Origin of the sequence: Candidatus Arsenophonus nilaparvatae (assembly GCF_045346035.1) — a bacterium.
Lineage (GTDB): Bacteria > Pseudomonadota > Gammaproteobacteria > Enterobacterales > Enterobacteriaceae > Arsenophonus > Arsenophonus nilaparvatae.
This window is the reverse complement of record NZ_CP158507.1, coordinates 311,301-325,928: the sequence shown is the minus strand read 5'-3', so window position 1 is coordinate 325,928 and position 14,628 is coordinate 311,301. Positions and strand designations below refer to the sequence as shown.

Sequence of the window (14,628 nt, the reverse complement as noted above, 5' to 3'; positions counted from 1 at the left end):
TTAAATATTAGGTTTGCACTCAGATAATGATGTTAGTTATCAATGCTATTTTATTGATATATTTTCTTTTTTAATAAATAAGTAGTAAGTAATTGACAAGCAGACGATCCAAATCATTCCTACGATCAGCGCAACGCGTGTATCTTTGAAAAAGCCTAACAGCATGATGACAAACACCATAAATAAGATGGTGATGAATGGACCAATCGGCCAAAATGGTACTTTAAATTTCAGTTTGCTTGCCGTTTCAGCGCTCATTTTACGGCGCATAGCAACTTGAGAAAGCAAGATCATTAACCAAACCCAAACGGTTGCGAATGTGGCTAAAGAGGCAATTATTACAAAAATATCTTTTGGAATAATATAATTGAGATAAACACCGATCAGCATAATTACCGACATAACAACTACTGTCATCCAGGGAACACCAGTGCGGCTAACTTTCATAAATGAACGAGGTGCTTGCCCTTCCTGGGCCATACCATACATCATACGGCCAGCTCCAAAGATATCACTGTTAATAGCAGATATAGCAGCTGTAATGACAACAATATTTAAGATATTAGCGGCAGAAGTTATATTTAAATTGGCAAAAATTTGTACAAATGGACTGCCATTTTGTCCAATTTGATTCCAAGGAAAAATGCACATTAAGACAAATAGCGTTAAACCATAAAACAGTAATATACGCAATGGCACAGCATTAATGGCTTTAGGGATAGTTTTTTCTGGTTCTTTAGCTTCACTTGCAGTAATGCCGATCACTTCAATACCACCAAAGGCGAACATAACGATTGCTAGTGAGGCAATAATTCCTTCTACACCATTAGGCATAAAGCCACCATGTTGCCAAAGGTTAAATAAACCAGTTGCATGATGTTCAGTTCCTTGACCAAAACCAAATAACATGATTGCACCACCACCAATGATCATCGCAATAATGGCAATCACTTTAATAATTGATAACCAGAATTCCATTTCACCGAAAATTTTCACATGACACAAGTTCAATGCGCCAATAAATAGGACAATACTTAATACCCATATCCATTGTTCAACTTGAGGAAACCAAAAGCGCATATAAGTGCCAAAGGCAGTTACATCGGCCAGACAGACAATTAACATCTCAAAGATATAATTCCATCCAGTAAGAAAACCGGCTAATGGCCCCATATAGTGGCTAGCATACTGAGAAAAAGAACCTGGCACTGGGTGATGGACGGCCATTTCACCCAGTGCTCGCATAACCATAAAAACTGCTGCTCCACCAATCATATAGGCAAGCAGTACCGCTGGGCCGGCCGCTTGTATTGCTGAAGCTGAACCATAAAAAAGCCCTGTACCAATTGCAGAGCCTAGCGCCATGAAGCGAATATGCCTGCCAGTCAATCCCCGTTTAAGTTGATTTGTATTGTTCATGTGTTGCCTTTCCATCTTTCTTTTTAATGTGCTGGATATGCTCCCAGTTCACAACCTAAATGGTTTTGATAACTACAAAGCACAAGTTGTTAACCATAACATAAAGAAAGGTGTTCTAGGGATAGATATCTGCAATAATAGGCAAATTATTAAGTTATTTTAGAGAACGTCATGGATTATCCAATTAATCAAATTTTTCAAACAATACAGGGAGAGGGCTATTTTACCGGAGTAGCAGCAATTTTTATTCGTTTACAGGGTTGTCCGGTCGGGTGTAGTTGGTGTGATACTAAACATACTTGGGCTAAAAATAAGCAACAACAACGACCATTATCGATAATCTTAGCTAAAAAGATCGAAAGTGACGAGTGGGCAGCGTGTAGTTCAGAACAAATTATTGATCTATTTGAACAGAATAATTATACCGCTCGTCATATCGTCATTACAGGGGGAGAACCTTGTTTATATGATCTAACCGAATTAACTGATAACTTAGAAAAAAATGGTTATCAATGCCAAATCGAGACGAGTGGGACACATAATATTTATTGTTCTGAAAAAACTTGGGTAACTGTATCACCAAAAGTGGCGATGCGTGGTGGTTTTAGTATATTGCCGACAGCGTTAAATCGAGCAAATGAAATTAAACACCCTGTCGGGCGCCAAAAAGATATTGATGCATTAGAATCTTTGATTAATCAGCTTGAGCCCAATCATCCTGCACCACATATTTGTTTGCAACCGATTAGTCAAAATGCTAATGCGACTCAGCTTTGTATTGAAACCTGTATTAAACGTAATTGGCGGTTATCGGTTCAAATGCATAAATATCTAGATATCGCTTAATAGTACTCAGCACCAATCGGTGCTGAAAATAAAGGACGGGGTTTATTCACCGCGATAAATACAACCTGCATTGCAAGTTTCTTTAATCATTATCGAACTTAATTGTGGCAAAATGGGTTTCATTTTATGCCAAATCCAACGTGCAATAACTTCACTAGTAGGATTTTCTAATCCTTCTATGTCATTAAGATAATGATGATCTAATTGTTGCCATAAAGGTTTAAAAGCTTTAGAAATATCGCTAAAGTCAACTATCCAGCCTGTTTGTTGATCAATTTCACCGGTTAATTCTAATCTGACCATAAATGAGTGCCCATGTAAACGTCCACATTTATGGCCTACGGGAACATGGGGTAGTCGATGGGCAGCCTCAAACTGAAAGTCTTTAAAAATTGTTGCGCTCATTGTGGCACCTATCAATTGTATTAATGCAAACATTTTATCTGAATGAGTACATTTTTTATATTAGAAACTTTTGATTAATTAATCTCATTATGTGAGTTAAAAATAATTTAATCATTTTAAAAATGAGATATGGTTATATTATCTTATTATCTTGACCTTGTGTGATAACTTAATGAATATAAAATAGAATGAAAGAATTTTTCAGCATAATTTTTTACTTTAAATAAAAAAAACAGTTAACCAACAAAATATTTTAAATTGATCAACTTATTAGATGGTAAAAACAAACTTTTTTTTGACATATAGCTAAGCTATACTTTGTCAATAAAAAGACCCGTTTGACTCTATTTCATATTTATTTATGAATTTTTTATTAATAACTTATCTGTGATAGGTAGCGTCATAGGGTAAGTTGTGGGATGATAAGTGAGTCTTGCAGGGGGCTTCGATGCGTAAATTAGCGCTGATATTGTTGGCGGTGTTTTGCTGGTTACAATATTCACTATGGTTTGGTAAAAATGGTGTCCATGACTATTTGCGTATAAAAAGTGAAGTTGCAGCGCTAGAAACGTTGAATACGACATTTAAAGTACGCAATGAACGTTTATTTGCTGAAATAGACGATTTGAATGAAGGACGCGAAGCTATTGAGGAGCGATCCCGCTCTGAGCTTGGTATGATTAGACCTGGAGAGTCTTTTTATCGAATAGTGAATGAGAATGCTTTTCCAAACCATAAATAAAATTTTTAATTAATAATATTTTTTCCGGCCACAAAATTATTTAAAAATATTATGACGAAAAAGTAGTAATTCATAAGAAAACAGTCTAGAGCAATGAATAAATTTATATCTAATCATAAAGTGCAAATTGCTGCTTTAATACCTGCCGCTGGTATTGGCAATCGTATGAAAGCGAATTGTCCCAAGCAATACTTGAAAGTAGCGGGAAAAACGATTATTGGGCATACCATATCTGCCTTACTTAAGCAGCCAAGAATTTCCCAAATTATTGTTTCGTTAAATAAGGATGATATCTTTTTTCATCAATTAGCGATTGCTAAAAATGCAAAAATTAAAACAGTCGTTGGTGGTTGTCAAAGGGCTGATTCAGTTTTGGCTGGACTGAATTATTTATCAGACAATTTACAGCTAGATCCCTGTTGGGTTTTAGTTCATGATGCAGCTCGACCTTGCTTACATCAAACTGATTTAAATAGTATTATTCGTTTTATTGATAGTAAACAGTCTTCTTATGGTGGTATTTTGGCTGCGCCAGTAAGAGATACAATGAAACGTTCAGTTCAAGGAAAAATAGATATTAGTCATACTGTTGAACGAAGTGAACTTTGGCATGCACTGACGCCACAATTTTTTCCTTTAGCATTAATCAAAAACTGTTTGACTCAAGCATTAGCGCAAAAAGCGGTAATTACCGATGAGGCTTCGGCGCTTGAATATTGCGGTTACCATCCTCAATTGCTGGAAGGTAGAGTGGATAATTTAAAGGTTACTCAACCAGAAGATTTGATGTTAGCAGAATTCTACCTTTCTCGCGCTTTATAAGACTATTGTTAGGAGTATCGTTCATGCGGATTGGACATGGATTTGATGTACATAAATTTGGTGGAGATGGCCCAATTACAATGTGTGGAGTGAAAATTCCCTATGAACAAGGATTAATAGCGCATTCTGATGGTGATGTCGCCTTACATGCAGTGACAGATGCTATTCTTGGAGCAGCAGCATTAGGCGATATCGGTAAACTTTTTCCTGATACCGATCCGGCTTTTAAAGATGCCGATAGTCGCGGTTTGTTACGCGAGGCGTATTCGCAGGTGCTGAAAAAAGGATATTGTATTAGTAATCTTGATATCACAATTATTGCTCAAGTACCCAAAATGCTGCCATATATTGCTGATATGCGCAAAAATATAGCGGATGATCTAGGTTGCCATATTGATGATGTCAATGTTAAGGCTACCACAACGGAGAAACTTGGATTTATTGGTAGAAAAGAAGGCATTGCTTGCGCAGCAGTGGTTTTATTAGTAAAGGATAATAGTCATGATGGTGACAGCACTTCAGTGGCTGCATGGTAAACCAGTAGCAAGCGGAGCAATAAAATTAACGGCTGAAGATTTTATTGTACGTGAAGATCTGGGATTTTCACCTGAAGGTGAGGGTGAACACTTGATGGTGTATGTTAGAAAAAAGGGCTGTAATACTCTATTTGTAGCCGACCAGTTGGCTCGATTTGTTGGTATTTCTCCACGTAGTGTCAGCTATGCTGGATTAAAAGATAGGCAAGCAGTGACAGAACAGTGGTTTTGTCTTCATTTGCCGGGAAAGGAAGATCCTGATTTTAGCCAGTTTTCACTTGCAGGATGTGAAATTTTGCTAGTGAAACGACAGAAACGTAAATTGCGTATTGGTTCATTAAAAGGCAATGATTTTGAGTTAACTATTCGACATATTAGTGATCAGCAAGCAGTGGAAACACGTTTGCAGCAAATCAGAACATTCGGGGTAGCTAACTATTTTGGTGAGCAGCGCTTTGGTCGAGCGGGTAATAATCTCGTGCAAGCTGAGCGTTGGGCAAAAGGTGAAATTGAAGTTAAGCAGCGTAATAAACGTAGTTTTTATCTTTCTGCCGTTCGCAGTGTTATATTTAATTTTATCGTCAGCGAACGTATGCTTAATAATAAAGTACGTCAGGTAATGGACGGTGATGTTATGCAATTAACCGGCAGTGGTAGTTGGTTCGTTGCTAAGAGTGAAGAGTTATCTCAATTACAACGAAGATTGCAGGCTGGCGAAATTCAAATTACCGCTCCGCTATATGGTGAAAAAGAATTAGGAACTCAATCAGAAGCTAAACTGTTTGAACAGCAGTGCTTAACTCATTTTTCTGTTTTATTGCCGCTGCTGGAAGCTGAACGAACAAATTTGGTTCGACGAGCGATCATTGTTGTTCCTAGTAATATGCATTGGAAATGGTTAGAGCAGCAAACCTTGAGATTGTCTTTTTCATTACCTAAGGGTAGTTTTGCCACCAGTGTGATACGAGAATTAATTAATCAATCTACTGAAAATATTATTGATATTGCTGAATAGTATTCGGTTAAAAATAATGTTGTTGATGATAAATCTTATTATATAAATATAATAAGATTTAAAATTTAACAATTATGTTGTCAGTTTGTTTTTAAAGGTATTAAGCCTTCTTTTGTAATAAGCGCCATTAAGGTAAAATTTTTATTTTGCTATTATCAGTCAGATGTAACCGATTGCTTGCAACTCTTAATTGATAAATGCTGTTATTAACTAAAGTTAAAATAAAAGAGGCTGAAAATAGCTAATCAAATTTGCCCAATAGATTTTAAGCTTAAGTGAAAATATTAGAATTCAACCGACAAAATTTTAATAAAAAATTAGCGGTTAATACATTGGGCAGTGTTATTTCTGTTGTTGTAAAAAGTTAACTTGCTTATTTTGTTCGTTATTGACTGGTAGTGTTGATAGTATTTAGTCAACAACTCTTTTATACATTTTTAATATTTATTAGAAATTTTTTTTTATTGATTGATGTATTGCTAGTTAGATATTTGGTTAAGATAGTATTTTCACTGGATATTATTTTGGCGTATCTTATTTATGTTATTTAAAAATGATAATTGTAATTAGATATTTTATTATTTTTCAGGTAGTTGTTAAAACAAACAAAATTATATTGTTATTTTATTACATTCACATCCACTAATATTAGACCTTCATTTTTCTATCGTAATTTGATGTGTTTTATTGTTACTTAATGATATTCTTGCTGTAATCTATTATTGACGCTATTTTCAACCCATAATCTTTTTTTATCATAGATGATAATAGTTGGATAAAATAGCCTGGTTCTTAATATAACGTTCAATATAAATCAACGGGATACAATAATGCTAAGGATATTGCTAAGTAATGATGATGGTGTAACAGCAACTGGCATCCAAACGCTTGCTACTGCATTACGTAAACATTATTTCGTTCAGGTTGTTGCACCTGATAGAAACCGAAGTGGGGCATCAAACGCATTAACACTTCATAAACCATTACGAATAGCTAAGTTAGCCAATGGCGACATCTCAGTACAGGGAACGCCAACGGATTGTGTTTATTTAGGCGTTAATCAGCTTATTCTACCCTCTCCTGAAATCGTCGTTTCGGGTATTAATCATGGACCCAACCTGGGTGACGATGTTATTTATTCAGGTACCGTTGCAGCGGCGACAGAAGGACGTCATCTTGGTTTACCTGCACTTGCGGTTTCATTGAATGGTGAAACACACTTCCAAACAGCAGCAGAAGTAACTTGTCATTTATTAAAATTATTACAGAAAACGCCATTAAAAGCGGGTAATATTCTTAATATTAATGTTCCTGATATTCCTTTATCGGAAATTAAAGGTTACAAAGTGACACGCTGTGGTAGTCGTCATGCAGCTCAAAAAGTTGATCCATCTAAAGATCCAAGGGGCGATACGGTCTATTGGTTAGGGCCAGTTGGCGGAATATCTGATGCGGGTCCAGATACTGATTTTGCTGCAGTAGCGGCGGGTTATGTTTCTATTACGCCATTACAAGTGGATTTAACCGCTTATAAAGATCAGCAAGTTGTTAAAGATTGGTTATTAAAAGCAGAGGCAAGTGAGGAATGCTAAAACGGTCAATGAGAGATTTATTGACACAACTACGCCATCAAGGGATTAAAGATGAAGGTCTATTGGCAGCTATTGCAAAAGTTCCTCGTGAGCGTTTTGTCGATGAAGCACTTTCACATAAAGCTTATGAAAATATTCCTTTACCTATAGGTTTTTCTCAGACTATTTCGCAACCTTATATTGTTGCTCGGATGACAGAATTACTTACGCTTTCTCCTTCGGATCATGTTTTAGAGATAGGCACAGGGTCGGGTTATCAAACAGCCATTTTAGCTCATCTTGTCGCGCGGGTTTTTTCGGTAGAACGGATCAAGGGGCTACAATGGAATGCTAAACGTAGATTAAAACAACTTGATCTCCATAATATTTCAACCCGTCATGGAGATGGCTGGATGGGATGGGCTTCAAAGGGGCCTTTTGATGGAATCATTGTCACCGCGGCGCCGGCAGAACTCCCACTCGTGTTGCTTGAACAATTGAAAGATGGTGGCCGCATGGTATTACCTGTCGGTGAGAAAAAACAAATGTTAAAAGTCATTAAACGTCAGGGTAATGATTTTCATGCTACAACGGTAGAGTCAGTGCGATTTGTTCCTTTAATTCCTGGAAGTTTGGCATGAAATAGGTAATATTTTAGCGATAGATAATTTAAGGTTTTATTAATCTCTGCTTTAATAAGCATAATAATTTATTATTTAGCTATTGCGATAAATTGTCGATCATGACTTACATTATCGATTTTTATTCAAGATTTATCTTCATGGGAGAAGAAGTATGAATTTTAACAGCCCAAAATTTGCGATTCGATGGGCAACTATCTGTATAATAACAGGCACAATGTTAATAGGGTGTTCGACACCATATCATCCAGCAGCGCCAATTAGTAGTGTCCAAGATAGTAGCCGCCCAATTGATACTTATCCTGCTGTCAATACATCATCAAAAAATACGCCAATACCCTCTTCTCCTAAAAATATTTCTGTTAGTAATCAAAATAATAGTATAAACAAGCCGGTATATCAGCCAGTGATACCAGCACCTAAGACTAACACCGATGGCCGAATAATTTATAACCGAAATTATGATAATATCCAAAAAGGAAGCTATAGTGGTAACACCTATACTGTTAAACGAGGTGATACGCTGTTTTATATTGCTTGGATAACAGGCAATGATTATCGTGATCTAGCGCAACGTAATAAAATTGCAGAACCTTATAGTTTAAATATTGGGCAAGTACTTAATATTGGTAGTAGTTCTACCGACTCAGAAATGGTAGTTGCTAATCGTACTCCGAATACTAACAATACAAATGTTGATTCTCAGTCAACTAATGCGTATGCTTCATCTGTCAGTGAGCAAAATTCAGGAAAGATGTTACCGAGAGCATCCAAGCCACTAGCACCTTCTACGCCGCCTGCAACAACAGCATCTTCGGGCTTAAATAGTAACAGCGTAGTCAATACAGTAGGTAAGTGGCGCTGGCCGGCCGAAGGGAAAGTGATTGAATCTTTCTCTGATGTAAAGGGCGGAAATAAAGGTGTTGATATTGCGGGATCGCGCGGTCAACCTGTTTTTGCAACTACAGCAGGAAAAGTGGTTTATTCTGGAAATGCATTACGTGGATATGGAAATCTTATAATAATAAAACATAACGATGACTATCTGAGTGCCTATGCTCACAATGATACTATATTAGTTCGTGATCAACAGGAGGTTCAGGCAGGGCAAAAGATTGCCACTATGGGTAGCACCGGTACGAGTTCGGTAAGATTACATTTTGAAATTCGTTACAAGGGAAAATCAGTAAACCCGTTGCGTTATCTTTCGCAACGATAACTTGGACAGATTGCTTGTCAATGCTGTCTGCATTATCAAGGGTAGGAGTGACTGATGAGCCAAAATTCGCTAAAAGTTAACGAGTTATATGACGATTTAGACGAAACTAGCATGGATGCGGAAGCTTTCGATGAAAGCTTGCTAAAAGAAGAGGACTTAAATTTAGAGCAAGATGATGATTCAGATATATTTCAGAATATTAATCAACGTGTTCTAGATGCAACTCAGCTTTATCTTGGTGAGATTGGATATTCACCTCTTCTGACAGCGGAAGAAGAAGTATTTTATGCGAGGCGCGCTTTACGTGGTGATGCAGCATCACGTCAGCGTATGATTGAGAGTAATTTACGTTTGGTTGTAAAAATTTCTCGTCGCTATAGTAATCGTGGTCTTGCCCTACTGGATCTTATAGAAGAAGGCAATCTTGGATTAATTCGGGCGGTTGAAAAATTTGATCCAGAAAAGGGTTTTCGTTTTTCAACTTATGCAACATGGTGGATCCGTCAAACTATTGAACGAGCAATTATGAATCAGACGCGTACTATCCGCTTACCGATTCATATCGTTAAAGAGTTAAATGTTTATTTGCGTATTGCAAGAGAATTGGCTCAGAAACTTGATCATGAGCCAAGCGCCGAAGAAATTGCAGAACGCTTAGACAAACCGGTGGATGATGTTAGCCGGATGTTGCGGCTAAATGAGCGGATCTCTTCTGTTGATACTCCAATCGGTGGTGATTCAGATAAAGCGTTACTTGATGTGTTATCTGATGATAATGATTCAGGGCCAGAAGGAACTATCCAAGCTAACAATATGAAAGAAAGTATTGTTAAATGGCTGTTTGAACTTAATGCAAAACAGCGTGAAGTATTAGCACGCCGCTTTGGTTTATTAGGTTATGAATCGGAAACGTTAGAAGAGGTAGGGCGAGAGATTGGTCTTACTAGAGAACGTGTTCGTCAGATACAGGTTGAAGGTTTGCGCCGATTAAAAGATATTTTGCATAATCAAGGTCTTAGTATGGAATCTTTATTTAAGACTTAATATCTTTGCAATATCGTTAATATTAATAAGGTGGGAGGAAAACCCACCTTTTTGTTTGATATCAGGCGGGAACGCCACTATGAAATTTAAAATCGCTATCCGGCGTTTCGATCAATTCAGCCTCGATGTTAGCAAAATATTCGATCCGCTGCTGAATATTTTCGCTAGAAATAGCTTGCGCTAAAACTAAATAATCTTGATAGTGGCGAAATTCTGATCTGAGTAGTGAAATATAGAATTTAGCTAAGGATGTTTCAAGATGAGGCGCCAGTTTAGCAAAACGCTCGCAAGAGCGCGCTTCGATATAAGCACCAATGATCAGTTTATCAATTAATGTGTTCGGTTCATGATGGCTAACATGACTAAATAAGCCCTTAGCATAACGACCGGCACTAATAGTTTGATATTTGATATCTCTTTCCGTCATGATTTCCAGCACTTGATAAAAATGGTGGAGTTCCTCTTTAATTAATAACACTATTTTATCAATCAGAGATTGGCTATAGCTTGTGTTTTTCTTTCCTCGGATCGATTTGGATAACTGATTTTTTCCTTTAAGCGTATCAATATTGCCAATTTTCTTATAAGCAAAATCTTCGAAAGGTTGTAACCATTGTAAGAGTGTATCACTGCTCTGTTCATCAACGGCATATTTTCGCAACAGTAGCATAGCACTTTGCGCGGCTTTTAGTTCACACAACAGGTGATCGCATAAAATAATCGCTAAGTTTTCTGGCTGACTGGCTTTATCTATCCACGCTTGCGGTGTTTTGCAGGCTAAAAAATGGTGAATTGGATCAAGTAATTTTCCATCATATAACATAACTATTTCACCATTTCTTTTAACCGATAAATCAATTCTAGCGCTTGACGAGGTGTTAATGTATCAGGATTTAACTTTTCGAGAGTTTCAATGGCTGGTGAAACCGTCTTTTCCACTACTTTTGCTAGTTGTGAATTATCAATAGATTTATTTGCTGGCAGCGTGGAGAGCGTTTCTAGCTCGATTAATTTCTGTTTTGCTCGTTGAATAACCTTGGCGGGGACACCCGCCAATGAAGCCACCGCTAGGCCATAGCTTTTACTGGCAGCGCCTTCTTGAACGTTATGCATAAACGCAATCGTGTCGTCATGCTCTATTGCATCTAGATGAATATTAACCGCACCTTCCTGCTTATCTGCCAAATTGGTTAATTCAAAATAATGCGTAGCAAATAACGTCATAGCTTTAATCTGGCTAACCAGATTTTCCGCACAAGCCCAGGCAAGTGAAAGGCCATCATAGGTTGAAGTACCGCGACCAATTTCATCCATTAATACCAGACTTTGTTCTGTCGCATTATGGAGGATATTAGCGGTTTCTATCATTTCCACCATAAAAGTTGACCGACCGGCAGCAAGATCATCCGACGCACCAACCCGAGTGAAGATCCGATCAATCGGGCCAATAATCGCTTTTTCGGCTGGCACAAAGCTACCTATATAAGCAAGCAGTGTAATTAAGGCTACTTGACGCATATAAGTACTTTTACCGCCCATATTGGGGCCAGTAATAATTAACAACCGACGTTGTGGTGACAGATCCAGTGGATTAGAAATAAATGGCTCACTAAGTACCTGCTCAACGACTGGATGGCGTCCAGCAACAATTTCTATGCCAGGTTTCTGATTTAATATTGGGCAGCGATAGTCCAAAGTCTCGGCGCGCTCTGCCAAATTATTGAGTACATCTAATTCTGCTAACGCTTCGGCGCTAGTTTGCAATGCTGATAAATGGGGTAATAACAGATCAAACAGTTCTTCATAAAGCTTTTTCTCAATTGCTAATGCTTTACTTTTAGAAGTTAGCACCTTGTCTTCATATTCTTTCAACTCAGGGATAATATACCGTTCGGCATTTTTTAGGGTTTGGCGACGAACATAATGGATAGGTACCAGATGACTTTGTCCACGACTGACTTGCAGGTAATAGCCATGCACCGCATTAAAGCCGACTTTTAGGCTATCAATGCCTAATTTCTCTTTTTCCCGCAATTCAAGTTTTTCCAAGTAATCACTGGCACCATCGGCCAATGCACGCCATTCATCAAGTTCGCTATGATATCCGGTTGCGATCACTCCTCCGTCTCGCATTAACACCGGTGGTGTGTCAACAATGGCTTCTTCCAATAGTGTTTGCAGTGATGCAAAGGAGCTAATGCGTGACTGCAAGTTTTTCAAATAGGGAAATTCAATCTTATCTAATATTGCGTGAATATCGGCAAATTGTTGGAAAGCATGACGCATGCGAACCAGATCCCGAGGCCGGGCTGAACGGAGTGCTAAACGAGCAAGTATCCGTTCTAAGTCACCAATTTGGCGTAGAAAAGGTTGTAATTCGAAATGATAAGATTGGAGTCCGGCTATCGCTTGTTGGCGATTGGATAATTTATTTAGATTGCGCAACGGACTATGTAGCCAACGTTTTAGCATCCGGCTACCCATCGGCGTTACGCACTGATCCAGTATCGCAGCTACCGTATTCTCGCTACCACCTGATAAATTTTGTGTTAATTCAAGATTACGACGCGTAGCGGCATCAAGGATAATGGTCTCTTTTTGCTGCTCCATGGTAATACTATGGATATGGGGCAATGCTGTACGTTGGGTATCTTTAACATATTGCAGTAAGCAACCCGCTGCGCGCAATGCCAATGTCGCCTTTTCAACACCAAAACCCATCAGATCCTGGGTACCAAATTGTAGATTCAATTGTTGTCTAGCGGTGTCTAATTCGAACTCCCATAATGGGCGACGACGTAGTCCTTTATTATTTTCAAATAGTGCAACATCAACAAAATTCTCTGGATAGAGCAGTTCTGCCGGTCGGGTACGTTGTAATTCAGCACTGATGGTGTTGATATCAGCCATTTCACTGATAATAAAACGGCCGGAAGTGATATCTAAAGTAGCATAGCCATAACCATTATCTTCTTGCCAAATCGCAGCTAATAGATTGTCCTGACGCTCTTGTAGTAATGCTTCATCGGTAACGGTTCCCGGCGTTACGATGCGAACAACTTTACGTTCGACGGGGCCTTTGCTGGTGGCGGGATCACCGATTTGTTCACAGATAGCAACCGACTCACCTAACTGAACTAATTTGGCTAAATAACTCTCTACGGCATGATGAGGTACGCCAGCCATCGGAATGGGTTGGCCGGCCGATTGCCCACGCTTAGTTAGTGAGATATCAAGTAATTGGGCTGCTTTTTTAGCATCATCAAAGAATAATTCATAAAAATCACCCATCCGATAAAATAACAAAATATCAGCATGTTGTGCCTTAAGGCGTAGATATTGCTGCATCATTGGGGTATGGGAAGCGAAGTTTTGGGAATTAGTCATAGTTTTTATTTTTTAACTCTTTGAGTTGTAATATTGCCGGTAAGACTTGCTGACTGAATGCTATTTTAATTAAACCCGAACACTTTGCTGTGTAACGGATTGGTTTTAAAATAGATTGTCCGTTTGTTAGCAAAATCTAGCCACTTATGAAAAATTTTCTTCACTATACTATGGATAAGCAATAACCAGAAGTCACGGCGATGAAAAAATAGTGCTCACAAAATTAGCCTCATAAAGGTTCTATGGCAAATTTATTGACTACATTGCGAGCGGAGTGGAGAAAACATATGTAACTGTTATTTAGTTGCTTGCGTCATAGTAGTGAGAATTGCTATCAGATAAGCTCTTTACGAAAACAGATAACGCGTTCTGTTTCATTAAAGCCCCAATTTTGATGAGCTTTATGTGATAGTTTATTGTCAATTTCGGCATCGGAACAGAGTTCTCCAAATCCCTTTGCAATCAGATCGGTGGTTATTTTATTGATCAATGCCTGACCAATACCTTGTTGACGGTATTCAGGCTTAACCCAAATACCTTCCAAAAAGGGAACCGGTTGTTTGGTGCAGCCGTTGGCATATTCCCGTAGGCAAATTTCGGCAAAACCGACTGCCTGATGGTTTAACATAGCGATATATCCTGCATTTTGCTTACTACTCAGCATTTTATCTATGTCACTAAGATGGGCATCATGGGCATGTCGATCCCATAGTTGCAGACGCATAGTTGCCCAAACCTTATGGTCATTTTTCTCCATCTTTCTAATCATTATTGACATACCGTTTCCTATTTTTTAACAGTGACAAAATTATTTTTTAGCTGGATAAAAGTTACGCCGAATTTAAACGGCTTTATTGGTTCCTTATTTTATAACAATATTATTTAATCGCGATATAAAACTAAATCAAATTGGTTTTATTGGGGCTATAAAATAAATAACCTCATATTTATTTTACACCTTGTTTTAGTTAAAATTATTTA

General features: G+C 38.0%; 14 protein-coding genes. 9 read left to right on the top strand and 5 right to left on the bottom strand.

Going from position 1 to position 14,628, the window contains the following annotated elements:
* Positions 1-45: 45 nt before the first annotated feature.
* Positions 46-1,419 carry an amino acid permease gene (locus WH390_RS01545; RefSeq protein WP_032115470.1) on the bottom strand — a complete coding sequence of 458 codons (1,374 nt, stop codon included), beginning with the start codon at positions 1,417-1,419 and terminating at the stop codon, positions 46-48.
* A 171-nt stretch (positions 1,420-1,590) separates the two neighbouring features.
* Between WH390_RS01545 and queE the strand changes: the two genes are divergently transcribed.
* Positions 1,591-2,265, top strand: a complete 675-nt coding sequence (gene queE / locus WH390_RS01540) for a 7-carboxy-7-deazaguanine synthase QueE (RefSeq protein WP_032115469.1) — start codon at positions 1,591-1,593, stop codon at positions 2,263-2,265.
* A 42-nt stretch (positions 2,266-2,307) separates the two neighbouring features.
* Here the strand turns inward: queE and queD are convergent, their stop codons facing one another.
* Positions 2,308-2,670, bottom strand: a complete 363-nt coding sequence (gene queD / locus WH390_RS01535) for a 6-carboxytetrahydropterin synthase QueD (RefSeq protein ID WP_032115468.1) — start codon at positions 2,668-2,670, stop codon at positions 2,308-2,310.
* Positions 2,671-3,118: 448 nt separating this feature from the next.
* Here queD and ftsB point away from each other — a divergent pair, with 448 nt between their 5' ends.
* The 8 genes from ftsB to rpoS all read left to right on the top strand — a co-directional run bounded on the left by ftsB (position 3,119) and on the right by rpoS (position 10,260).
* Positions 3,119-3,412, top strand: coding sequence for a cell division protein FtsB (gene ftsB, locus WH390_RS01530; RefSeq protein ID WP_032115467.1), 294 nt, complete (start codon positions 3,119-3,121; stop codon positions 3,410-3,412).
* A gap of 93 nt (positions 3,413-3,505) precedes the next feature.
* Positions 3,506-4,234, top strand: a complete 729-nt coding sequence (gene ispD, locus WH390_RS01525; protein WP_032115466.1) for a 2-C-methyl-D-erythritol 4-phosphate cytidylyltransferase — start codon at positions 3,506-3,508, stop codon at positions 4,232-4,234.
* A 23-nt stretch (positions 4,235-4,257) separates the two neighbouring features.
* Positions 4,258-4,770, top strand: coding sequence for a 2-C-methyl-D-erythritol 2,4-cyclodiphosphate synthase (ispF, locus tag WH390_RS01520; protein WP_032115465.1), 513 nt, complete (start codon positions 4,258-4,260; stop codon positions 4,768-4,770).
* Positions 4,736-5,785, top strand: coding sequence for a tRNA pseudouridine(13) synthase TruD (gene truD, locus WH390_RS01515; protein WP_032115464.1), 1,050 nt, complete (start codon positions 4,736-4,738; stop codon positions 5,783-5,785). Before ispF ends, truD begins: the two co-directional genes overlap by 35 nt.
* Positions 5,786-6,615: 830 nt before the next feature.
* Complete coding sequence (gene surE, locus WH390_RS01510; RefSeq protein ID WP_032115463.1) at positions 6,616-7,377, top strand: 5'/3'-nucleotidase SurE; 762 nt, start codon at positions 6,616-6,618, stop codon at positions 7,375-7,377.
* A complete protein-coding gene (locus WH390_RS01505; RefSeq protein ID WP_032115462.1) occupies positions 7,371-7,997 on the top strand; it encodes a protein-L-isoaspartate(D-aspartate) O-methyltransferase in 627 nt (208 codons plus the stop codon). The genes surE and WH390_RS01505 overlap by 7 nt, the downstream gene beginning before the upstream one ends.
* A 154-nt stretch (positions 7,998-8,151) precedes the next feature.
* The gene (nlpD, locus tag WH390_RS01500) at positions 8,152-9,216 is read left to right on the top strand and encodes a murein hydrolase activator NlpD (RefSeq protein ID WP_032115461.1); all 1,065 of its coding nucleotides are present in this window, start codon (positions 8,152-8,154) and stop codon (positions 9,214-9,216) included.
* A gap of 54 nt (positions 9,217-9,270) precedes the next feature.
* Complete coding sequence (rpoS, locus tag WH390_RS01495; protein ID WP_032115460.1) at positions 9,271-10,260, top strand: RNA polymerase sigma factor RpoS; 990 nt, start codon at positions 9,271-9,273, stop codon at positions 10,258-10,260.
* A 61-nt stretch (positions 10,261-10,321) separates the two neighbouring features.
* Here rpoS and miaE read toward each other — a convergent pair whose 3' ends face one another.
* From miaE to aac(6'), 3 genes are all read right to left on the bottom strand, one after another.
* Entirely contained in the window at positions 10,322-11,083 is a 762-nt protein-coding gene (miaE, locus tag WH390_RS01490; protein WP_032115459.1) for a tRNA isopentenyl-2-thiomethyl-A-37 hydroxylase MiaE, read from the bottom strand.
* A 2-nt stretch (positions 11,084-11,085) separates the two neighbouring features.
* Positions 11,086-13,647, bottom strand: coding sequence for a DNA mismatch repair protein MutS (mutS, locus tag WH390_RS01485; RefSeq protein WP_032115458.1), 2,562 nt, complete (start codon positions 13,645-13,647; stop codon positions 11,086-11,088).
* A 334-nt stretch (positions 13,648-13,981) separates the two neighbouring features.
* Positions 13,982-14,425: an aminoglycoside 6'-N-acetyltransferase gene (gene aac(6') / locus WH390_RS01480; protein WP_069187510.1), complete on the bottom strand. Its 444-nt coding sequence runs from the start codon at positions 14,423-14,425 to the stop codon at positions 13,982-13,984.
* Positions 14,426-14,628 lie beyond the last annotated feature (203 nt).